The organism is Sphingomonas panaciterrae (assembly GCF_036890205.1).
Lineage (GTDB): Bacteria > Pseudomonadota > Alphaproteobacteria > Sphingomonadales > Sphingomonadaceae > Sphingomonas > Sphingomonas panaciterrae.
The window spans coordinates 1,312,629-1,332,879 of the sequence record NZ_JAKNQR010000001.1 but is presented as its reverse complement, the minus strand read 5'-3'; the positions used below and the strand labels follow the sequence as shown (position 1 = coordinate 1,332,879).

Genomic DNA, 20,251 nt, shown 5'->3' with positions numbered 1-20,251 from the left:
ACGACATTAGCCCCCTCATCTGACAATAATCATGCGGGAATGGGGATGACGAGAGGCCAGGAGATCGCCGCCAAGGTCGAGGCGTTCGTGCGCGGGACGATCGTGCCGTACGAACGGGATCCGCGGTGCGGCACGCACGGGCCATCCGACGAACTGGTGCAGGAAATGCGCGGGCTGGCGCGCAAGGCGGGCGTGCTGACGCCGCACATCCTGCCCGACGGTGGCCATTTGACGCATCGCGAGACGGCGGACGTGCTGCGCGCGTCGGGGCTGTCGCCGCTGGGGCCGCTGGCGGTGAACGTGATGGCCCCGGACGAGGGCAATATGTACCTCCTCGGCCAGAAGGCGAGCCCCGAGCTGAAGGAGCGGTTCCTGAAGCCGCTCGTCGCCGGCGAGGCGCGTTCGGCCTTCTTCATGACCGAACCGGCGATGGACGGCGAGGGCGGCGGTGGCGCCGGTTCCGACCCGTCGATGATGCGCACCACCGCAGTGCGCGACGGCAACCACTGGGTCATCAACGGCCGCAAGACGTTCATCACCGGCGCTGATGGCGCAAAGGTCGGCATCGTCATGGCCAAGGCCGACGAAGGGGCGTCGATGTTCCTCGTCGACCTGCCCGACCCTGCGATCCGCATCGAACGCGTGCTCGACACGATCGACAGCTCGATGCCGGGCGGCCATTCGGTGGTGACGATCGACAATCTTCGCGTGCCGGCCGACCAGATGCTGGGCGATCCCGGCGATGGCTTCAAGCTGGCGCAGGTTCGCCTCGCGCCCGCGCGGCTGACGCACTGCATGCGCTGGCATGGCGCCTGCGCCCGCGCGCATGAGATTGCGACCGATTACGCCAATCGCCGCCACGCCTTCGGCAAGCCCCTGGTCGACCATGAAGGCGTCGGTTTCATGCTGGCGGAGAATCTGATCGACCTGAAACAGGCCGAGCTGATGATCGATTGGTGCGCCGACGTGCTCGACACCGGCGTACTGGGCACGGTGGAAAGCTCGATGGCGAAGGTCGCGGTGTCGGAGGCGCTGATGCGCATCGCCGATCGCTGCGTTCAGGTGATGGGCGCGACGGGCGTCAGCGGGGACACGATCGTCGAGCAGGTGTTCCGCGAGGTGCGCGCGTTCCGCATCTATGACGGCCCCACCGAGGTTCACAAATGGAGCCTCGCGAAGAAGGTGAAGCGCGACTGGAAGGCGGCGCAGGCCGGCTGACGCCATGCGGCGCGGGGCGGCCTTGTGCCGGCATGCCCCCTGCCGCACAGTCGGCGACCGCGATGGCGTGGAAAACCGAAGAGCCCGGGGCAGCAGGCCCGGCGCGTAGATGGAGAATGTGATGCTGGGTCTGATGCAGTCGGGGCAACTGACCGTCGATACCTTCCTCGACCATGCCGCCACCTGGCAGCCGGGGCGCGAGGTCGTGTCGCGCGATGCGGCGGGCCATGTGACCCGCAGCAATTACGCCAGCATCCGCGACATGGCGAAGCAGGTGTCGTCGGCGCTGTCGCGCGCCGGCATCCGCCAGGGCGACCGGGTCGCCACCATGGGCTGGAACACGCATCGCCATGTCGCCGCCTGGTATGGTGCGACCAACATGGGCGCGGTGCTCCACACGCTGAACCCGCGGCTGTTCCTGGAACAGATCGTCTATATCGCCAATCACGCCGGCGATCGCATCCTGCTGGCCGATCCCAATTGTGCCGATCTGGTCGCGCAATTGCTGCCGCAGGCGCCGTCGATCGAGCGGGTGATCTTCCTGTGCGATGCCGCGTCGATGCCGGCGACCGATTATGCCGCCACCGCGTTCGACGACTGGATCGCGGGCGAGCCGGCGGAATATGCCTGGGGCGGGTTCGACGAGAAGCTTGCCTGTGGCCTGTGCTACACCAGCGGGACGACCGGCAATCCCAAGGGCGTGCTGTATTCGCACCGCTCCAATTACCTCCACACCATGCTGACGCTGCAGGCCGATGCGCTGGCGCTGTCGGGACGCGACACGGTGCTGCTGGTGGTGCCGATGTACCATGCCAATGCCTGGGGCGTGGTCTATTCCGCGCCCGCAGTCGGCGCGAAGCTGGTGCTGCCGGGGCCCCGGATGGACGGCGAATCGATCTGCGACCTGATCGAGAGCGAGGGCGTCACATATTCCGCCGCGGTGCCGACGGTGTGGCAGGGGCTGCTGCAGTATCTGCGCACATCGGGGCGGCGGATCGACACGCTCAGCCGGGTGACGATCGGCGGATCGGCGGTGCCCGAGGCGCTGGTCCGTGCGTTCCGCGACGAATATGGCGTCGAAGTCACGCAGGGCTGGGGGATGACCGAGACCTCGCCGCTCGCCACCCTGTCCTCGCCCAGCGCCGAGGTGGCGGCGATGGATGACGATGCGCAGGTCGCGCACAAGATCAAGCAGGGCCGGCTGATGTGCGGGCTAAAGTTCAAGCTGACCGATGATGACGGCAACCCATTGCCGCATGATGGCGAGACGTTCGGGCACCTCAAGATCAAGGGGCCGACGATCGTCTCCTCCTACTTTGGTGGCGAGGGCGGCGAGATCCTGGACGAGGAGGGCTATTTCGACACCGGCGACGTCGCGAAGATCGACCGGCGCGGCTATATGCAGATCACCGATCGCGCGAAGGACGTGGTGAAATCGGGCGGCGAATGGATCAGCTCGATCGAGATCGAGAATATCGCGGTCGGCCACCCATCGGTGGCGATCGCCGCGGTGATCGGCGTCGCGCATCCGAAATGGGACGAGCGACCGATCCTGCTGTGTCAGCTGAAGCCGGGTGAGGCAGCGACGGGCGACGACCTGCTCGCGTTCCTGGAGGGCAAGATCGCCAAATGGTGGATGCCCGACGATGTGGTCTTCGTGGAGGAGATCCCGCTCGGCGCGACGGGGAAGATCGACAAGAAGCTGATCCGGCAGCAGATGGCCGGCTATGTGCTGGCGGTGGCGCTCGACTGACGCGCACGGGCGCTTTCCGTCGATAATTGTCATCGAACGCAGGGCAATGACGCGATGATCGCCGCGCGCTACAGACGCGCGCGATGATCTCGCGTCGAACCTTGTTGGTGACCGGAGGGGCGGGGGCCGGGCTCGCGCTCGCCTGGGCGGTGTGGCCGCGCCATTATGCCGTCGACCTCGCGCCCGAGCGCAACGAGACCGCGATCGGCGCGTGGCTGAAGATCGCGCACAACGGCCGCATCACCATTGCCGTTCCGCAAGCCGAGCATGGCCAGGGCGTCTATACCACCCTGCCGCAGATCGTCGCGGACGAGCTGGGCGCGGACTGGCGCACTATCGGGGTGGAAGCGGCGGTTCCTGGGCCGACCTATGCCAATCCGCTGGCCGCGGCGGCGCTGTTCGGCGGCGGATTGGCGCATGTCCCCGACGCGATCCGGCGCGAGCATTGGGTGCGATCGGGGCTGGTGCTGACCGGCGGCTCCACCTCCGTCCGGATGTTCGAGGCGCCGCTGCGCGAGGCGGGGGCGGCGGCGCGCGTGCTGCTGACCAAGGCGGCGGCCAAGCACTGGGGCGTCGACTGGGAGCAATGCGACACCGCTGACGGCTTCGTTGTTAACGGCAACCGGCGGCTGCGCTTCGGCGAGCTGGCGGCGGAGGCGGCGGGGTTCGACCTGCCCGAGGAATTGCCGCTGCGCTTTGGTGACGAGGGGCGGTTGTCGGGTCAGTCGCTGCCACGGCTGGACGCGCCGGCGAAGGTCGATGGATCGGTGAACTTCACCGCCGACGTGCGGCTGCCCGACATGGTGTTCGCGACGATCGCGCAGGGGCCCGCGGGCGTCACACACAGCCGACTGGTGCGGGTCGACAAGCCGGCGGCGGACCGGGTGCGCGGCGTGACCGGGGTGGTCGAGAATCCGCATTGGGTGGCGGTGGTCGCCAATACCAGCTGGGCGGCGATCCAGGGGCTGGCGGCGCTTCGCCCGCGGTTCGAGACGCGCGGTGGGCTGGCGGACAGCGCGGCGATCGATGCCGGACTGGAGGCGGCGTTCGAGCGACCCGCACTGGCGTTTGCGCGGCACGGCGAGGCGGCGGACGAGCTGGCGGGCGATGTGGCGCGCGCGAGCTACGCGATCGGGCCCGGTGTCCACGCATCGCTGGAGACGCCGTGCGCGACGGCATGGTGGCACAGCGACCGGCTGGAACTATGGGCGCCGACGCAGGCGCCGGGGCTGGCCCGTGCCGCCGCCGCGCGCGCGATCGGCGTGTCCGAACAGGCCGTCACCATTCATCCGATGGTGATCGGCGGATCGTTCGGCCGCGCGCTCGACCATGAGGCGGTGGAGCAGGCCGCGATCCTGGCGGCGACGCTGCGCCGGCCGGTGCAGCTGCTATGGACGCGGCGCGAGGCGACGCTGCACGACCGGTTCGGCGCGCCGGCGCGTGCGCGCATGGCCGCGCGGCTGGCGAGCGACGGGCGGATCCTGGACTGGCAGGCGCGCATCGCCACCCCCGCCACCGGCGCGGCGCTGACCGACCGATTGCTGGGCCATGATGCGCTGGCACGGTCGGCGATGTTCCTGCCCCAGCGCGCGGATGGCTATGCGATGGCCGGCGCGGTGCCGCCTTATGCCTTTCCGGCGGCGTCGATCCTCCACCATCCGGCCGATATCCCGCTGACCGTCGGGCATCTGCGCGGCGGGGCGGATCGCGCCAATGCCTTTTTCACCGAATGTTTCATCGACGAGCTGGCGCATCGTGCCGGAACCGAGCCGATGTCCTACCGGATCGGGATGCTGGGCCATGACCCGCAGCTCGCCCGCTGCCTCAGCACCGCCGCCGCGCTCGGCGAGTGGGACGGCGGGGCGGCGGGCACGGGGCAGGGGCTGGCGTGCCATGCCATGGCCGGCAGCCGGATCGCGCTGGTCGCCGAGGCGCAGCAGGACGGCAGCGGCGGGGTGAAGGTCGACCGGATCGTCGCTGCGGTGGATTGCGGGCGGGCGATCAACCCCGATGTCGTACGCCAGCAGGTGGAGGGCGGCATCCTGCTGGGCCTGGCGCTGGCGACCGGCCGGGCGCCGCATTTCACCGCCGGGCTGGCCGATACGCGCACGCTGGGCGACCTGCGGTTGCCGCGGCTGGCGGATACGCCGGAGATCACCGTCGAACTCATCCCCAGCCGGGGCGATCCGGGCGGGGTCAGCGACCTTGGCGTCGTGGCGGTTGCCCCCGCCATCGCCAACGCGCTGGCCGCCGCCGCGGGCAACCGCCCCCGCACCCTGCCGTTTGGAGCATCATGACCCCGCCCCCCGATCACCCCCCGATCGCGCCGCGCCGTATCGGCGTCCTGCTGATCAACCTCGGCACGCCCGACGCGCCCGATCCGCCCGCGGTGCGCCGCTATCTGGCGGAATTCCTGTCGGACCCCCGTGTCGTCGAGATCCCGCGGCTGATCTGGCAGCCCATTTTGCGCGGTGCGGTGCTGACCACGCGACCCAAGAAGTCGGCGCACGCCTATCAGCAGGTGTGGCGCGCGGATGGTTCGCCACTGGCGGCGATCACGCGCGCGCAGGCGCAGGCGCTGGCCGGTGACTTCGGGCCGGACGTCACGGTGGATTACGCCATGCGCTACGGCAATCCTGCGATCGGCGACCGGATCCAGGCGCTGAAGGATGGTGGCTGCGATCGCATCCTGCTGGCGCCGCTGTATCCGCAATATTCGGGTGCGACGACGGCGACCGCGAACGACAAGGCCTTTGCCAAGCTGGCGCAGATGCGTTGGCAACCGGCGATCCGCACGCTGCCGCCCTACCATGACGATCCCGCCTATATCGCCGCGCTGGCGACGTCGGTGCGCCAGGCGATGGCCGCCTTGCCCTTCACGCCCGACGCGCTGCTCACCAGTTTCCACGGGATGCCCGAGCGGACGCTGAAGCTGGGCGACCCATATCATTGCCAGTGCCAGAAGACGGCGCGGCTGCTGGGCGAGGCGCTGGGGCGCGAGGTGACGATCACCTTCCAGTCGCGGTTCGGCCGCGCCCGCTGGCTGGAGCCGGCGACCGATGTGGTCCTGGCCGAGTTGCCCGCGCGCGGCATCCGCAAGGTGGCGATCGTGGCGCCGGGCTTTTCCGCCGACTGCCTTGAAACGCTGGAGGAACTGGCGATCCGCGGGCGCGAGACGTTCATCGAGGCGGGGGGCAGCGACTTTGCCTATCTGCCGTGCCTGAACGACAGCCCGGTCGGACTTGATTTGTTACGCACGCTGATCCGCCGCGAGCTTGAAGGCTGGCTGCCCGTCACCTAGCGTTCGCGGACACTGAACGAGGGGGGACTGATGGGGCGGGTTGCGATCGTCACTGGCGGCACGCGGGGCATCGGTGAAGCCGTCAGCATCGCGCTGCGCGACATGGGCCTGACCGTGGCCGCCAATTATGCCGGCAACGACGCGCGTGCGGCGGATTTCACCGCGCGTACCGGCATCCGCGCAGTCCGCTGGGACGTCAGCGATCATGAGGCGTGCCTGGCGGGGGTTGCCGACGTGGAGGCGGCGCTGGGCCCGGTTGACGTGCTGGTCAACAATGCCGGCATCACCCGCGACGGCACCTTCATGAAGATGACCTACCAGATGTGGAAGGAAGTCATGGACACCAACCTTGGCGGGTGTTTCAACATGGCCAAGGCGGTGTTTCCGGGAATGCGCGAGCGACAATGGGGGCGGATCGTCAACATCGGGTCGATCAACGGCCAGGCCGGGCAATATGGCCAGGTGAATTACGCCGCGGCGAAGAGCGGCATCCACGGCTTCACCAAGGCGCTGGCGCTGGAAGGGGCGCGCGTCGGCGTGACCGTCAATGCCATCGCGCCCGGCTATATCGACACTGACATGGTGGCGGCGGTGCCGGGCGAGGTGCTGGACAAGATCGTCGCCAAGATCCCCGTCGGGCGGCTGGGCCGTGCGCAGGAGATCGCGCGCGGCGTCGCCTTCCTCTGTTCGGAGGACGGGGGCTTCGTTACCGGATCGACGCTGAGCATCAACGGCGGCCAGCACATGTACTGACCGCCGCCGCGGGGGTTATTCCACCAGGGCGAGCAGGCGGCGGGCGCTTTTGAGGTGTGGGGCGTCGATCATCTTCCCGTCGAGCTGAAGCGCGCCGGCGCCTGGATTGGCCTCGAACGCGGCGATGACGGCGCGGGCGTGCGCCAGTTCGGCCTCGCTCGGCGTGAAGGCCTGGTTGATGACGGCGACCTGCGTCGGGTGGATCGCCAGCATGCCGGTGAACCCGTCGCGGCGGCCGCGCGCCGCATAGGCGGCGAGACCGTCGAGGTTACGGAAATCGGGAAACACCGTTTCGATCGCAGGCACCCCGGCGGCGTGCGCGCCGAACAGGGTGAGCGCACGGACCACGCGATAGGGATCGGTGTAGCTGCCGTCCTCCTCACGCGCGCTGGTCGCGCCGATCGCGGCGGGGAGATCCTCCGCGCCCCAGGTGACGCCGGCGAGGCGGCCCGCGACGCTGCCGAAGGTGCCGAGCTGGAACACCGCCGCGGCCGTCTCGCTGGCGACGGGCAGGATCGCATAATCGCCCGGCAGGCGATCGGTGAGGGTGGCGACCGAGGACGCCCCTTCCGCCTTGGGAAGGACGATTCCGTCGGGCGACAGGCCGGCGAGCGCCTCCAGATCGGCGGCCACATCGTCGCTGTCGATCGGGTTGCTGCGCACGAAGATGGCCGGACCATCCTCGCGCGGGGCCTCGATCCAGGCGCGGACGGCGGCGCGCGCCTCCGGCTTGCGATCAGGGGCGACGGCGTCCTCGAGGTCGAGGATCAGCGCGTCAGCGCCGGTCGCCACTGCCTTGGGGAAGCGTTCCGGCCGGTCACCGGGGACGAACAGGAGCGATCGAAGCTTCATTTACCCATCTCCGCAAGCTTGCGTTCCCAGGCGAGCGCATCGCGCACGATGCCGTCGAGATCGGCGCGCTTCGGCTGCCAGTCGAGCGCGGCGAGGATCGCGCTGTTATCCGCCACCAGCTCCGCCGGGTCGCCCGCGCGGCGGCCCTCGATGCGGCGCTCGATCGTCATGTTGGTGACGCGATCAACCGCGTCGAGCACTTCGAGCACCGAGAAGCCGCGCCCATAGCCGCAATTGAAGGTGAAGCTTTCGGTCGGGGCGGCGATCAGCTGCTTCAAGGCGGCGACATGCGCATCGGCAAGGTCGGAGACGTGGATGTAGTCGCGCACACCGGTGCCGTCGCGGGTGGCGAAATCGGTGCCGAACACGCCGACGGCGGCGCGCTTGCCGGTTGCGGCCTCGACCGCGATCTTGATGAGGTGGGTGGCGCCGACGGTGGACTGGCCGCTGCGCGATTGCGGATCGGCGCCCGCGACGTTGAAATAGCGCAGTGCGCCATAGTTCATCGGATGCACCGCCGCGACATCGCGCAGCATCGCCTCCGTCATCAGCTTCGACATGCCGTACGGATTGATGGGCAGTTGCGGGTCGGCCTCGGTGATCGGCGACTTCGTCGGGTTGCCGTAGGTCGCCGCGGTCGATGAGAAGATGAAGTGCGGTACGCCCTCGGCCACCGCGCTTTCGATCAGGCTGCGCGTAGCGGCGGTGTTGTTGCGATAATATTTGAGCGGGTTCTCGACCGATTCCGGCACCACGACCGAGCCGGCGAAATGCATGATCGCGCGGACGTTGTGATCGCGGATCACGTCGCGCACGCCCGGATCCTCGACCGCGATGTTGACGAAGGCGGCGCGCGGATCGACCGCCCAGTCGAACCCGGTGACGAGATTGTCGATCACGACGACGTCATGGCCGGAATCGAGCAGCGCCAGCACCGCGTGGCTGCCGATATAGCCGGCCCCGCCCGTCACCATCACCTTGCCGCCCAAAGTTTCGCCGCCAAGCGCCATGTCGATCTCCCTCTTTGCGTGCGACCTAGCGGCTTCCTACATGGGCCGCAAAGGAGACTGCATCCATGACCGAATATGCGACGCTTGCCGGTGGCTGCTTCTGGTGCACCGAGGCCGTGTTCAAGGACGTGATCGGCGTGGAAAGCGTCGAGAGCGGCTATATCGGCGGCACCGTGCCCAAGCCGACGTACAAGCAGGTGTGCAGCGGCGATACCGGCCATGCCGAGGCGATCCGCGTCGGTTTCGATCCGCAGCAGATCAGCTATGGCGACCTGCTCGACATCTTCTTCGCGACGCATGATCCGACGCAGCTCAATCGCCAGGGCAATGACGTGGGCACGCAATACCGCTCCGCCATTTTCCCGATGACGGTGATGCAGGAGGAGCAGGCGAACCAGGCGATCGCGCGGGCGCAGGAAGACCATGACAAGCCGATCGTCACCACGATCGAATATGCCGACGAATGGTATCCGGCCGAGGATTACCACCAGGAATATTGGAACGGCGAGGGCCAGCGGAACCCGTACTGCCTGGCGGTGATCCCGCCCAAGCTGCAGAAGCTGCGCAAGAGCTTCGCGGCGCGATCCAAGGCCGCGACCGTCTCCGCCTGACGCGATGGCGTTCGACCTCCGCGCCGCGCTGCTGAAGAAGGCGGAGGTCGAAACCGCGCGGCTGGTGGACTTCGAGTTCCGGCTGCGCGCCCGCACGATGCGGGTGCTGGCGGCGCAGATCGGAGAGGATGCGGATGCGCTGGTCGGGCGCATCGTGCACGCGGACGATGCGGCGATCCTTGACGGGCTGGAGACAGCACGAGGGTTGGCGCCCGGGGCGCTGGGGGCGGACTATCGCCGCAGCCTCGCCGAGGCGCGGGCGCAATTGATCGACGAGGTGGGCGATCCGTCGCCCTATCGGCTTGCCTGAGAACTAGCGGTGCGCGGCGCGGCGCAGGCGATCGTTGATCGCGGCGCCGATACCGTCGTCCGGCACGGGGGCGATGGCGATCTTCGCCCGCGAGGCAGTGTCAGCGCGGTGAAGTGCGTCGAACAGGCGGGCGGCGGCCTCTACCGGATCGCCGGCGGCCGAGAGCGTGTCATCGCCGGCGATATCGCCATAGCCGATCAGCCATTCGTCGCCCTGACGCGCCGTGGCGTTGAGGCGCAGCGGCTTGGCGGGGGCGTAATGCGTGGCGAGCTGGCCGGGGGCAGTCACTTTCTGGCCGAGAACGGCCGCTACCAGGCCGAGCTGCTCCGCGGTGATCGGGCCGGGGCGAAGGATCGTGCCGTTTTCGACAATGGTGGATTCGAGGCCGGCGGTCGTCGGGCCATCGTCGAGGATCAGCGGCACGCGGGTGCCAAGGCTGGCGGCGACATGCGACGCGCGGGTCGGGCTGATCGCGTTGCTGGCGTTGGCGGAGGGGGCGGCGAGCGGGCGAGCCGAGGCGTGCAGCAGCGCCTGCATCGCGCGGTGCGCCGGCACCCGGAGCGCGATCGTGTCGAGGCCGGCGGTGACGAGGCCGGCGATTCCCGCGTCGGGGCGCAGCGGCAGGACGAGGGTCAGGGGCCCCGGCCACCAGCGATTCGCGAGCGCGCGGGCGGCATCGTCGAATACGGCAATCCGTTCGGCGGCGGCGCGATCGGGCAGGTGGACGATCAGCGGGTTGAAGCTCGGCCGGCCCTTGGCGGCGTAGATCCGCGCGACGGCATCGGCATTGGTTGCGTCAGCGGCGAGCCCATATACCGTTTCCGTCGGCACGGCGACGATCCCGCCCGCGTGGATCAGCGCCGCCGCCTCGGTGATCGCAGCATCACCAAAGGGCAGGATTCGAGGGATTTGAGCCGTCATCGCGTGCCGGTATAGCGGCGCGACACTGGAGAAGAACATGCCTTACACCGCCCCGGTCGCCGAGCAGCGCTTCGTGCTCGAGCATATCGTGCGCATTGCCGAGCTTGCCGCTACGGAACGCTACCATGCCGCCAGCCCCGACGTGATCGAGGCGGTGCTGGAGGGAATCGGGCAGCTGGCCGAGGGCGAATGGGCGCCGCTGGCGCGCGCCGGCGACACCGTCGGGGCGAAGTGGACGCCGGACGGGGTGGTGATGCCCGACGGCTACAAGGCGGCGTACAAAGCCTATGTCGAAGGCGGCTGGGGCACGATCGGCGTGCCGGAGGAATTCGGCGGACAGGGCCTGCCCTTCGCCGTGCAATGCGCGGTGCTGGAGACTTTGGGCAGCGCCAACATGGGATTTGCGCTGGCGCCGATCCTGTCGGTGGGGGCGATCGAGGCGTTGCAGCATCACGGCACGCCCGAGCAGCAGGCGACGTGGCTGCCCAAGCTTGCCACCGGCGAGTGGACCGGCACGATGAACCTGACCGAGCCGCAGGCGGGCAGCGACGTCGGCGCGCTTCGGGCCACTGCCACGCCGCGCGGCGACGGCACCTATTCGATCAAGGGCACCAAGATCTTCATTTCGTTCGGCGACCATGACCTCGCCGACAACATCGTCCATCTGGTGCTCGCCCGGACGCCCGATGCGCCCAAGGGGACGAAGGGCATTTCGCTGTTCCTGGTGCCCAAGGTGCGCAGCGACGGCACGTCCAACGACGTTCGCGTCGTTTCGATCGAGCACAAGATGGGGCTCCATGCCTCGCCGACGTGCGTGCTGTCGTTCGGCGATCATGACGATTGTGTGGGTGAGCTGATCGGGCCGGAGTTCGGTGGCATGCGCGCGATGTTCACGATGATGAACAATGCGCGCCTCAACGTCGGCCTGCAGGGTGTGCAGGTGGCCGAGGCCGCGACGCAGAAGGCGGTGGAATATGCCCGCGAGCGGATCCAGGGCGCGCGCGAGGGCAAGGCCGCGGCGATCATCGAGCATCCCGACGTTCGCCGCATGCTGATGCGGATGAAGGCGCAGACGCAGGCCGCGCGGGCGCTGGTCTATTATGCCGCGGGGCAGGTGGATCGCGCCAATCTGGGTGACGCGGCGGCGCGTGATCGGCTGGAGATCGCGACGCCGCTGGCCAAGGCGCATGGCACCGACATCGGCAACGAGGTCGCGAGCCTCGGCGTGCAGGTGCATGGCGGCATGGGTTATATCGAGGAGACGGGCGCGGCACAGTTCTTCCGCGATGCGCGCATCACCCCGATCTATGAGGGGACGAACGGCATTCAGGCGGCCGACCTGGTGGGCCGCAAGCTGTCGCTGTCCAATGGCGCAGCGTTCGCGACGCTGATCGAGGATCTACGCGGCGCCGCGCATCCGGCGCTGGGCGAGCTGGTCGCCGCGTGCGACGCGGTCGGCCGGCGGTTGCAGACGGCGGATGCTGATGATCGGCTGGCCGCGAGCTATCCGTTCCTGACGATGCTGTCGGTCGCGACCTGCGGCTGGCTGCTGGAGCGGGAAGCGGCCGAGGCTGGCGATGATGCGTTCGGCAAGGCGAAGAAGGCGGTGGTCGCCTTCTACCTCGACCAGATCGTGCCCGAGGCGCTGGGCCTGCGCGCCGCGGCGGAGGCGCCGGCCGCGCCGCTCTACGCGCTCGAGGCGGAGGCGTTTGCCGCATGAGCCTGCCGTTCAACCTTCCCGCCTATCTGGAGCGCATCCGCCTGCCGGCACGCGCGACGGTCGACCATCATGGCCTGTCGGCGGTGCAGCGCGCGCACCGACTGGCAATCCCGTTCGAGAATCTCGACGTACCGCTCGGGCGCGGGATCAATATTTCGTCCGACGCGGTGTTCGGCAAGCTCGTCGTCGCGGGGCGGGGCGGCTATTGCTTCGAGCACAACCGGCTGTTCCTCGATGCGCTGGCGGCGCTGGGGTTCGAGGCGCGGCCGCTGCTGGCGCGGGTGTGGCTGAACGGCGGCGGGGTGCCGCCCAAGACGCACACGCTGAGCCTCGTGACCTTCGGCGATGAGCAATGGATCGCCGATCCGGGATTCGGCGGCAGCTATACCCCGGCGATGCCGCTGGTAGATGGCGCCGAGGCGGAGGCGCCCGATGGGGCGACGTTCCGCCTGGTGCGCGATGCCGAACATGGCTGGATGCTGCTGCGCGATGGGCATAGCGCGACCACCGACGGGCGTGGCGGGGGCGAGGGCTTCCAGCCGCAGTACAGCTTCACCACCGACACGGTGTGGCCGGCGGATCTGGAGATGGCGAACCGCTGGACGTCGACCGCGCCCGACACCCGCTTCACCACGCTGAAGGTGGTGAGCATCGTACTGCCGCACGGCTTGGCGACGCTGACCGACCGGCAGTATCGCCGGCGGGCGGGCGAGGAGGAGACGGCGGCGGTGATCGAGGATCCGCGCGTCTATCGCATGCGGCTGAGCATGATGTTCGGCATCGACCTGTCGAAAGAGGATGTCGCGGCGCTCGGGCTGTTCTGAGCGGGCGCGTCGCGAATAGCCGATACATGAACGCCGCGGTCCTGATGGAGCCGCGGCGTTGGAGGATATGGTTCCGCCTTCGCGGGAATGACGGGTCGGCCGGGCGTTACGCGTCGACCTCGATCACGCCGTCGCTGAGTTCCTCGGTGAACAGCGCCTTCACCACATCGTCGCGCGCCGTCAGCGTCGCGCGCTGGTTGACGTAGCCCTTGTCGGTGATCTCGCCGGCGTCGATCGACGGGGGCGTGCGCAGGATGGTGAAGCGGCGGATGCGGCGCGAGGAGCCGCCGGCGGTGGCGTTGAACGCCTCCAGCTTCTCCTTCACCAGCGCTTCAAGCGTCGGGATCGGATCGGCACCGGGGGATGCCTCGGCAAGCGTCTGAAGCGCGGCCTGCGAGGGCCAGGCGAGGATGGCGATATAGGGCTTGTCCTGACCGGCGATCACCACGTCCTGAATGTACGGCGAGCAGGCGGCGCAGATGTCCGGGCGAAGCGTGCCGACCGAGACCCAGGTGCCGGTCGACAATTTGAAATCCTCGGTCACGCGGCCGTCGAACACAAGGCCGAGCTCGGGCCGCTCGGGATCAATGAACTTGGCCGCGTCGCCGAGCATGTAGAAACCTTCCTCGTCGAAGGCTGCGGCGGTCTTTTCCGGGTCATTGTGATAGCCTCTCGTGACGGTCGGACCCTTCACGCGAACTTCCAGCTTGGCGCCGTTGGGCACGAGCTTGAGCGTCGAGCCCGGCAGCGGCAGGCCGATCAGGCCGACGCGTTCCGATGCCCAGTGAACGACGGTGACGCCCAAGGTTTCCGTCGCGCCGTACATGGTGGTGAAGGGCATGCGCTCACCCGTCTCGGCGATCGCCAGCGCCTGCATGCGATCGTAGAGATCGTCGGACAGCGTCGCGCCGCCATAGCCCATGCCGCGCAGGTTCTTGAAAAACGCCTGGCGGAGTGTGGAATCGCGCTCCATCGCGTCGGCCAGCATGGCGAAGGCGACAGGGGCCGAACCGAAGCTCATCGGGGAGACTTCGCGCAGGTTCGCGATCGTCGTCTCGAACATGCCGGGGATCGGCTTGCCCTCATCGATGTAGAGCGTGCCGCCGCCGGCGATATTGGCGTTGAAGTGGATCGTGCCGGCAGAGATGTGGTTCCACGGCATCCAGTCGAGCGAAATCGGGTGATCGACGGGATCGGGATCATCGCGCAGCCCCTCGGACGCGGCGATGAGGTTCACGAACATGCCCTGATGCTGCGGCACGCCCTTTGGCATGCCGGTCGAGCCGGAAGTGAAGAGATATTTGCCGACCGTCTCGTGAGTGAGCGCGTCGCGCGCTTCATCCACCGCCGGGGTGGCGGGCGTGCCGGTCAGGTCGCTGAAGGGGATGGTGCCCGCACCGCCATCCATGGTGACGAAGGTGAGCGAGGAGTCGAGATCGCGCAGCGTGGCGAAGGCGCGTTCGAACTGCGCGGCATTTTCGGCAAAGACGATGCGCGGGCGGACGGTGTTGAAGCAATGCTTCAGCTTGGCGTGATCGGTCGAGATCAGGCTGTACGCGGGACTCAAGGGCGCGATCGGCACGCCGGCGGTGAAGCAGCCGAGCATCAGGACGCCGTGCGCGACCGAGTTGCCGCTGATGCACATCACCGCGTCATTGGCGCCCAGCCCGCGATCGAGCAGCCACTGCGCGACGCTGTCGGCGGCAGCCTTGCCCTCGCCATAAGTGACGCCCTGCCACGGGCCGTGGTTCGGCGCGCGCTGCATCAGCCACGGGCGATCGGGGTGGAGCGCGGCCTTTTCCGCCATGAGGTGCGGGATCGAGCGGGCGGGCGTGCCCATCGCATGGTTGGAGCTGATGAGGATCGAGCCGTCGGCGCGGTGCTCGACGGAAATGTCCGGGCCCTTCTGCGGCAGGCGGCGGAAGGGCGGCTGGCTGGGCATGGCGGGGGCGGTTGCCATCGGGTCTCTCTCCTAATTTTGTCCCGATATAAGCCAGCCGTATTACTTTCGCCTAGCGCTGAATCGCCTTTGCCTTGCCGCCCTCGCGCACGGCGACGCGGACCAGCACCGCGGTGGACACGAGGATCGCCGACACGAGCCCTCCGATCGCGAGCAGGCCGCCGCTGGTGATGTCGATGCGCGCGCCGATCCGGGCGCGCTTGCCGGCGCGAACGGTGGCGTTGGCGTGGTGATGGGGAGGTTTGGCCATGACGGGTCAACGCCGACTGGGCGCGCAGGTTCAGTCGATGGTAGCCGCGCTTGGCGGGCTCGCCGCGTGGCGCTAGGCCCCCCGCAACGCGAGGGAGGGAGAGCGATGGAGCAGTTCGACGGCTGGACGCCGGTGGAAACGGTACAGGCCGATGATCTCGTCGCGGCGCCGCTGCGCCGGCTGGCGGCGCTGTTCGATCATGACGGCGGGCATTGGCCGGCAGGTGAACTGCCGCCGCTGGCGCACTGGCTGTATTTCCTGCCCGAAGCGCCGCAATCGACCATCGGCGTCGACGGCCACCCGGCACGCGGGGCGGCGCTGCCGCCGATCGAGGCGCCGCGCCGGATGTGGGCGGGCGGCCGGCTGACCTTCCATGCGCCGCTGCCGATCGGCGCGCGGGCAGAGCGGCGAAGTATCGTCACCGATGCAAAGGTGAAGGATGGCCGGTCGGGGCGGCTGACCTTTGTCACCGTGCGGCATACCATCGTCGTCGATGGCGCGACCGCGATCGTCGAGGAACAGGACCTGGTGTTTCGCGGCGCCGGCAATGGCACGCCGCCGCCGGCACCGGCCGATCCGCGCGTCGCCGAAGCGAAGCAGCCGGTTCGGTTCGACGCAACGGCGCTGTTCCGCTTCTCCGCGCTGACGTTCAACGCGCACCGCATTCATTACGACCGGCCCTATGCGCAGGAGGAGGAGCTGTACCCCGACCTGGTGGTGCATGGGCCCTATCAGGCGATGCTGCTGGCCGATCACTTGCTGCGCCAGCGGCGGGGCACGCGGTTGACGCATTTCTCGTTTCGCGGGGCGCGGCCGCTGTTCGTCGATCGGGCGGCGGCGCTGAACCTGGCGGGGGACGGCAGCGTCGCGCTGTGGACGACCGATCAGGATGGCTGCGCGTGCATGGAGGCCGAGGCGCAGATCGCCTGACGGCGCGCGCTCAGTTCGGCATCGGCCCCGCGATCAGCAGCGGGTCGATCCGGGCCTCGCGCCACTTCATCGCCCAGTGGAGATGCGGGCCCGAGGCGCGGCCGGTGGCGCCGATCGCGCCAACCGTCTGCCCCTGACGGACGCGTGTGCCGACCGGCACGTCGATCCGCGAGAGGTGCAGGAACGCGCTGTTCAGCCCCATGCCATGGTCGATGATGAGGAGATTGCCCTCCAGCGTGAAGGGGGAGGCGGCGGCGAGCACGACCACGCCATCGGCGGGCGCCACGACCGGCGTGCCGCTCGGCCGGGCGACGTCGACGCCGGAATGGTAGGAGCCGGGCTCGCCGCGATAGATGCGCTGCGCGCCGAACAGGCCGGAGATGCGGCCGGTGACCGGCCAGACCAGCCGCTGGCGCCAGCCCTCGACCGGAGACTCGATCGCGCGTGCGGCCTCGATCTGCGCCAGCTCGCCGGGGCGGCGGCGCTGGAAATCGGCGCTGGGCACGGGGTATTTGGCGACGCGGTCGAGCCGCTCGATCCGCCAGGCGCGCGGCGCGACGGTCAGCGTGCGGCGGGCTGTGCGCCCATCCTCCAGCCGTGCCTCGAGGGTGGCGGTGGGTGCGGCGTCACGGTCAAAGGCGATCAGGAAGCGGCGGTCGGGCGCGATCGCGACTTGCCGGCCGTCGAGGGTGAGCGACACCGTTCCTTCGGGCGCGGTGCCGCGCGCGAGGCCGCCCTGGCTGAACGGACCGTCGATGGTGATGACGGCGGGGGGCAGCGGGGCCGGTGCGGCCTGCACCGGTACCGGCGCGGGCTGTACCGGCGCCCGCACGGGCTGGGGGCGAGCCGAAATGAAGGCGGGGCCGGCGGCGGCTGGCACGCAGCCGGTGAGGGCGAGGACGATCGCGGGGCCCAGCCGCCAGTCGATCATTGCGGAGCCATCGCCTCCGAGGCGAGGGTGGCCGAGGCGAAGGCATGCTGCGACGCCACGTCCCAGTAACGCAGATCCTCGATCGCGATTCGCGCGCCGCTGACCGCGCAGGTGACATGATCGCCCGGCGTCAGGACACGGAAGCCATTGGCCATATAGTGCAGGCGGGCGGGGCGATCGGTATTCGACATCAACATTTCTATCTCCCTAGAACAGCGTCGGCTGTTCGGGTTTCTTGGTCGGATAGGAGCGCGCGCGGGCGCCCTCAACCTTTGCGTCCACCGCAGCGTCAGCGAATTTGAGCGTCAGCTCCCCCGCGGCGCGGGCGGCGGCGGCGCTGGTCAGCGTGGCGCCGGACCGATCGGTTACGCGGGCATAGCCACGCGCGAGCGGCGCGTCGGGATCGACCGAGGCGAGCAGCCGGCCCAGATCCTCCAGCCGTTGCCGGGCGCCATCCAGCCGTTGCTGAAGCAGCGCCGGGCGCAGGATCGCGCCGGTGCGGTCGAGTTCGCCGCGGGCACGCACCACGCGGCGTTCGAGCCCGCGATCGAGCCGCGCGCCCAGATCGTCGGTGCGCTGGCGCTGGGGACCGAGCAAACGGTCGCGCGTCGGCAGCAGGCGCACCATCGCGTCGAGCCGCTCGCGCCCGCGATCGATATAGCGGCGCGCGCACCGCTCGGTCCGCTGGGCATGCGCGGCGACGGTGAGGCGCAGGTCGGCGAGCACGGGGACGGCCAGTTCCGCCGCCGCGGTGGGCGTCGGCGCGCGCAGGTCGGCGGCATAGTCGCACAGCGTCGTATCGGTCTCGTGGCCGACGGCGGAGATGATCGGGATCGAGCAGGCGGCGATGGCGCGGACCACCGATTCCTCGTTGAAGGCCCACAGATCCTCGATCGAGCCACCGCCTCGCGCGACGATGACGAGATCGGGACGCAGGTGATCGGGCAGCGAATCGAAGCCACGCACCGCCGCGGCGATCTCGTTCGCCGCGCCATCGCCCTGAACCTTCACCGGCCAGACGAGGACATGGCTGGGGCAGCGATCCTCCAGCCGGTGGATGATGTCGCGGATCACCGCGCCGGTGGGGGAGGTCACGACGCCGATGCGCTGCGGCAGATAGGGCAGCGGGCGACGCGCCTTTGACTTGGCGAACAGCCCCTCGGCGTCGAAGCGCGCCTTGTTGCGTTCGAGCAGCGCCATCAGCGCGCCCGCGCCGGCAAGCTCCATCCGCTCGATGATCACCTGATATTTCGAGCGGCCGGGATAGGTGGTGAGGCGGCCGGTTGCCACGACCTCGATCCCGTCCTCCGGCCGAAAGGCGAGCGCGGCGGCCTGCCCCTTCCAGATCACGCCGTCGATCACCGCGGCGTCATCCTTCAGGCACAGATAGCAATGGCCGGACGCGACACGCTTGAACCCGGAAATCTCGCCGCGCAGGCGGACGTGGCCGAATTCGCCCTCCACCACGCGCTTCAGCCGGGCGGAGAGTTCGCCCACCGACATCGCGGCTGCGTTGTCCCCCGGCACCGGGTCCGCTACGAGCCGCGCGGGAACGTCAAATAAGGGGTCGGGCATGAACGTCCTGCTGATCGGATCGGGCGGGCGCGAGCACGCTCTGGCATGGAAACTCGCGCAGTCTGAGCGTCTAGATACGCTCTATGCGGCGCCCGGCAACCCCGGCATCGCCCAGCATGCGACGCTTGCCGCGCTGGACGTGACGGATCACCGCGCGGTGATCGATTTCGTCCGCCGGCACGGCATCGGCCTGGTGGTGATCGGGCCGGAACAGCCGTTGGTCGACGGGCTGGCCGACAATGTGCGCGCGATCGGCGTGCCCGTGTTCGGGCCTGGCCGCGAGGCGGCGAAGCTGGAGGGGTCGAAGGGCTTCACCAAGGATCTGTGCGCGCGCGTCGGCATCCCAACGGCGCGTTATTTCCGCGTCACCAGCCGCGATGGGGCGCTGGCCTGCCTCGACGATTTCGCGAGCGGCGACGAGTTGCGCTGCGTCATCAAGGCCGATGGTCTGGCGGCGGGCAAGGGCGTGGTCGTCGCGATGACGCGGGCTGAGGCCGAGGCGGCGATCGCCGCGCTGTTTACAGGCGGGCCGGCCGAGGCGGTGATCGAGGAATTCCTGGAAGGGGAGGAGGCGAGCCTGTTCGTCCTGTCGGACGGGACCAGCACGGCGAGCTTTGGCAGCGCGCAGGACCACAAGCGCGTTGGCGACGGCGACGTCGGTCCGAACACCGGCGGGATGGGCGCTTACTCCCCCGCCGCGGTGCTGACGCCCGAGCTGGAGGAGCAGGCACTGGGCGAGATCGTGCGCCCGACGATCGACGCGCTCGCCGCGTCGGGCACGCCCTATGTCGGGGTGCTCTATGCCGGGCTGATGCTGACCGCCGAGGGGCCGAAGCTGATCGAATATAACGTGCGCTTTGGTGATCCCGAGTGCCAGGTGCTGATGGCGCGCTTCGCCGGCGACCTGGTCGAGACGCTGCTCGCCGTGGCGGAAGGGCGGCTTGCCGATATGCCGGCGCCCCCCTTTGCCGATGACGTGGCGCTGACGGTGGTGATGGCGGCGAACGGCTATCCGGGCACGCCCGAGACCGGCGGCGCGATCCGCGGGATCGAGGCGGCGGAGGCGACCGGGGCGGTCGTGTTCCAGGCGGGAACGCGCGCCGATGGTGAGGAGATCGTGGCCGCGGGCGGGCGCGTGCTGGCCGTGACCGCGACGGGCGGCGACGTCGCCGAGGCGCAGCGCCGGGCCTATGCCGCGGTCGATATGATCGACTTTCCGACCGGTTTCTGCCGCCGCGATATCGGCTGGCGCGCGCTCTGATCGAGGAAAATCGCGCCGGAACGGTCGCGACGGGGATGACCGGTAACGTTTCGCCCCCGTTGCGGGAACCA

The 20,251-nt window shown here is 69.2% G+C and carries 19 protein-coding genes; 11 read left to right on the top strand and 8 right to left on the bottom strand.

Annotated features, from left to right (window positions below; all coding sequences use genetic code 11):
* Positions 1–45 precede the first annotated feature (45 nt).
* The 5 genes from L8F96_RS06530 (at position 46) to phbB (ending at position 7,025) form a co-directional block, all read left to right on the top strand.
* Positions 46–1,218, top strand: coding sequence for an acyl-CoA dehydrogenase family protein (locus tag L8F96_RS06530; protein WP_046407034.1), 1,173 nt, complete (start codon positions 46–48; stop codon positions 1,216–1,218).
* A 121-nt stretch (positions 1,219–1,339) separates the two neighbouring features.
* Positions 1,340–2,971 carry a long-chain-fatty-acid--CoA ligase gene (locus L8F96_RS06525; protein WP_334655573.1) on the top strand — a complete coding sequence of 544 codons (1,632 nt, stop codon included), beginning with the start codon at positions 1,340–1,342 and terminating at the stop codon, positions 2,969–2,971.
* An 83-nt stretch (positions 2,972–3,054) separates the two neighbouring features.
* Complete coding sequence (locus L8F96_RS06520) at positions 3,055–5,268, top strand: molybdopterin cofactor-binding domain-containing protein (protein WP_334655572.1); 2,214 nt, start codon at positions 3,055–3,057, stop codon at positions 5,266–5,268.
* Positions 5,265–6,272, top strand: a complete 1,008-nt coding sequence (hemH, locus tag L8F96_RS06515) for a ferrochelatase (RefSeq protein WP_334655571.1) — start codon at positions 5,265–5,267, stop codon at positions 6,270–6,272. The genes L8F96_RS06520 and hemH overlap by 4 nt, the downstream gene beginning before the upstream one ends.
* Positions 6,273–6,302: 30 nt before the next feature.
* On the top strand, positions 6,303–7,025 hold the full coding sequence (phbB, locus tag L8F96_RS06510) for an acetoacetyl-CoA reductase (protein WP_125946390.1): 723 nt from the start codon (positions 6,303–6,305) through the stop codon (positions 7,023–7,025).
* Positions 7,026–7,040: 15 nt separating this feature from the next.
* On the opposite strand, the gene L8F96_RS06505 is transcribed toward phbB, so the two are convergent.
* Entirely contained in the window at positions 7,041–7,877 is an 837-nt protein-coding gene (locus tag L8F96_RS06505) for an HpcH/HpaI aldolase/citrate lyase family protein (RefSeq protein ID WP_334655570.1), read from the bottom strand.
* Complete coding sequence (gene galE, locus L8F96_RS06500; RefSeq protein ID WP_334655569.1) at positions 7,874–8,887, bottom strand: UDP-glucose 4-epimerase GalE; 1,014 nt, start codon at positions 8,885–8,887, stop codon at positions 7,874–7,876. Before galE ends, L8F96_RS06505 begins: the two co-directional genes overlap by 4 nt.
* Before the next feature lie 65 nt (positions 8,888–8,952).
* Here galE and msrA point away from each other — a divergent pair, with 65 nt between their 5' ends.
* Positions 8,953–9,498 carry a peptide-methionine (S)-S-oxide reductase MsrA gene (gene msrA, locus L8F96_RS06495; RefSeq protein ID WP_334655568.1) on the top strand — a complete coding sequence of 182 codons (546 nt, stop codon included), beginning with the start codon at positions 8,953–8,955 and terminating at the stop codon, positions 9,496–9,498.
* 4 nt (positions 9,499–9,502) lie between these two features.
* A complete protein-coding gene (locus L8F96_RS06490) occupies positions 9,503–9,808 on the top strand; it encodes a hypothetical protein (protein WP_334655567.1) in 306 nt (101 codons plus the stop codon).
* 3 nt (positions 9,809–9,811) lie between these two features.
* On the opposite strand, the gene L8F96_RS06485 is transcribed toward L8F96_RS06490, so the two are convergent.
* Positions 9,812–10,729, bottom strand: a complete 918-nt coding sequence (locus L8F96_RS06485; RefSeq protein WP_334655566.1) for an L-threonylcarbamoyladenylate synthase — start codon at positions 10,727–10,729, stop codon at positions 9,812–9,814.
* 37 nt (positions 10,730–10,766) lie between these two features.
* Between L8F96_RS06485 and L8F96_RS06480 the strand changes: the two genes are divergently transcribed.
* On the top strand, positions 10,767–12,449 hold the full coding sequence (locus tag L8F96_RS06480) for an acyl-CoA dehydrogenase (protein ID WP_334655565.1): 1,683 nt from the start codon (positions 10,767–10,769) through the stop codon (positions 12,447–12,449).
* A complete protein-coding gene (locus L8F96_RS06475; RefSeq protein ID WP_334655564.1) occupies positions 12,446–13,273 on the top strand; it encodes an arylamine N-acetyltransferase family protein in 828 nt (275 codons plus the stop codon). The genes L8F96_RS06480 and L8F96_RS06475 overlap by 4 nt, the downstream gene beginning before the upstream one ends.
* Before the next feature lie 106 nt (positions 13,274–13,379).
* Here the strand turns inward: L8F96_RS06475 and L8F96_RS06470 are convergent, their stop codons facing one another.
* Both L8F96_RS06470 and L8F96_RS06465 read right to left on the bottom strand, forming a co-directional pair.
* Positions 13,380–15,233: an AMP-binding protein gene (locus L8F96_RS06470; protein ID WP_334655563.1), complete on the bottom strand. Its 1,854-nt coding sequence runs from the start codon at positions 15,231–15,233 to the stop codon at positions 13,380–13,382.
* Between the two features lie 52 nt (positions 15,234–15,285).
* Positions 15,286–15,483, bottom strand: a complete 198-nt coding sequence (locus L8F96_RS06465) for a hypothetical protein (protein WP_334655562.1) — start codon at positions 15,481–15,483, stop codon at positions 15,286–15,288.
* A gap of 105 nt (positions 15,484–15,588) precedes the next feature.
* On the opposite strand from L8F96_RS06465, the gene L8F96_RS06460 reads away from it, so the two are divergent.
* Positions 15,589–16,413, top strand: coding sequence for an HTD2 family dehydratase (locus tag L8F96_RS06460; protein WP_334655561.1), 825 nt, complete (start codon positions 15,589–15,591; stop codon positions 16,411–16,413).
* Positions 16,414–16,423: 10 nt separating this feature from the next.
* Here L8F96_RS06460 and L8F96_RS06455 read toward each other — a convergent pair whose 3' ends face one another.
* From L8F96_RS06455 to xseA, 3 genes are read right to left on the bottom strand one after another with little or no spacing between them, the layout of a single operon-like run.
* Positions 16,424–17,344, bottom strand: a complete 921-nt coding sequence (locus L8F96_RS06455) for a M23 family metallopeptidase (protein WP_334655560.1) — start codon at positions 17,342–17,344, stop codon at positions 16,424–16,426.
* A complete protein-coding gene (locus L8F96_RS06450) occupies positions 17,341–17,541 on the bottom strand; it encodes a DUF2093 domain-containing protein (RefSeq protein ID WP_334655559.1) in 201 nt (66 codons plus the stop codon). The genes L8F96_RS06455 and L8F96_RS06450 overlap by 4 nt, the downstream gene beginning before the upstream one ends.
* A 10-nt stretch (positions 17,542–17,551) precedes the next feature.
* Entirely contained in the window at positions 17,552–18,919 is a 1,368-nt protein-coding gene (gene xseA, locus L8F96_RS06445; RefSeq protein ID WP_334655558.1) for an exodeoxyribonuclease VII large subunit, read from the bottom strand.
* On the opposite strand from xseA, the gene purD reads away from it, so the two are divergent.
* Positions 18,918–20,180, top strand: a complete 1,263-nt coding sequence (purD, locus tag L8F96_RS06440) for a phosphoribosylamine--glycine ligase (protein ID WP_334655557.1) — start codon at positions 18,918–18,920, stop codon at positions 20,178–20,180. The genes xseA and purD overlap by 2 nt on opposite strands.
* The last annotated feature ends 71 nt before the right edge of the window (positions 20,181–20,251 follow it).

What these genes read in the sequence shown, in the direction of transcription:
- L8F96_RS06530 (WP_046407034.1), top strand. Translation starts at nt 46, where the DNA reads ATGACGAGAGGCCAGGAGATCGCCGCCAAGGTCGAGGCGTTCGTGCGC.
- L8F96_RS06525 (WP_334655573.1), top strand. Translation starts at nt 1,340, where the DNA reads ATGCTGGGTCTGATGCAGTCGGGGCAACTGACCGTCGATACCTTCCTC.
- L8F96_RS06520 (WP_334655572.1), top strand. Translation starts at nt 3,055, where the DNA reads ATGATCTCGCGTCGAACCTTGTTGGTGACCGGAGGGGCGGGGGCCGGG.
- hemH (WP_334655571.1), top strand. Translation starts at nt 5,265, where the DNA reads ATGACCCCGCCCCCCGATCACCCCCCGATCGCGCCGCGCCGTATCGGC.
- phbB (WP_125946390.1), top strand. Translation starts at nt 6,303, where the DNA reads ATGGGGCGGGTTGCGATCGTCACTGGCGGCACGCGGGGCATCGGTGAA.
- L8F96_RS06505 (WP_334655570.1), bottom strand. Translation starts at nt 7,877, where the DNA reads ATGAAGCTTCGATCGCTCCTGTTCGTCCCCGGTGACCGGCCGGAACGC.
- galE (WP_334655569.1), bottom strand. Translation starts at nt 8,887, where the DNA reads ATGGCGCTTGGCGGCGAAACTTTGGGCGGCAAGGTGATGGTGACGGGC.
- msrA (WP_334655568.1), top strand. Translation starts at nt 8,953, where the DNA reads ATGACCGAATATGCGACGCTTGCCGGTGGCTGCTTCTGGTGCACCGAG.
- L8F96_RS06490 (WP_334655567.1), top strand. Translation starts at nt 9,503, where the DNA reads ATGGCGTTCGACCTCCGCGCCGCGCTGCTGAAGAAGGCGGAGGTCGAA.
- L8F96_RS06485 (WP_334655566.1), bottom strand. Translation starts at nt 10,729, where the DNA reads ATGACGGCTCAAATCCCTCGAATCCTGCCCTTTGGTGATGCTGCGATC.
- L8F96_RS06480 (WP_334655565.1), top strand. Translation starts at nt 10,767, where the DNA reads ATGCCTTACACCGCCCCGGTCGCCGAGCAGCGCTTCGTGCTCGAGCAT.
- L8F96_RS06475 (WP_334655564.1), top strand. Translation starts at nt 12,446, where the DNA reads ATGAGCCTGCCGTTCAACCTTCCCGCCTATCTGGAGCGCATCCGCCTG.
- L8F96_RS06470 (WP_334655563.1), bottom strand. Translation starts at nt 15,233, where the DNA reads ATGGCAACCGCCCCCGCCATGCCCAGCCAGCCGCCCTTCCGCCGCCTG.
- L8F96_RS06465 (WP_334655562.1), bottom strand. Translation starts at nt 15,483, where the DNA reads ATGGCCAAACCTCCCCATCACCACGCCAACGCCACCGTTCGCGCCGGC.
- L8F96_RS06460 (WP_334655561.1), top strand. Translation starts at nt 15,589, where the DNA reads ATGGAGCAGTTCGACGGCTGGACGCCGGTGGAAACGGTACAGGCCGAT.
- L8F96_RS06455 (WP_334655560.1), bottom strand. Translation starts at nt 17,344, where the DNA reads ATGATCGACTGGCGGCTGGGCCCCGCGATCGTCCTCGCCCTCACCGGC.
- L8F96_RS06450 (WP_334655559.1), bottom strand. Translation starts at nt 17,541, where the DNA reads ATGTTGATGTCGAATACCGATCGCCCCGCCCGCCTGCACTATATGGCC.
- purD (WP_334655557.1), top strand. Translation starts at nt 18,918, where the DNA reads ATGAACGTCCTGCTGATCGGATCGGGCGGGCGCGAGCACGCTCTGGCA.
- xseA (WP_334655558.1), bottom strand. Translation starts at nt 18,919, where the DNA reads ATGCCCGACCCCTTATTTGACGTTCCCGCGCGGCTCGTAGCGGACCCG.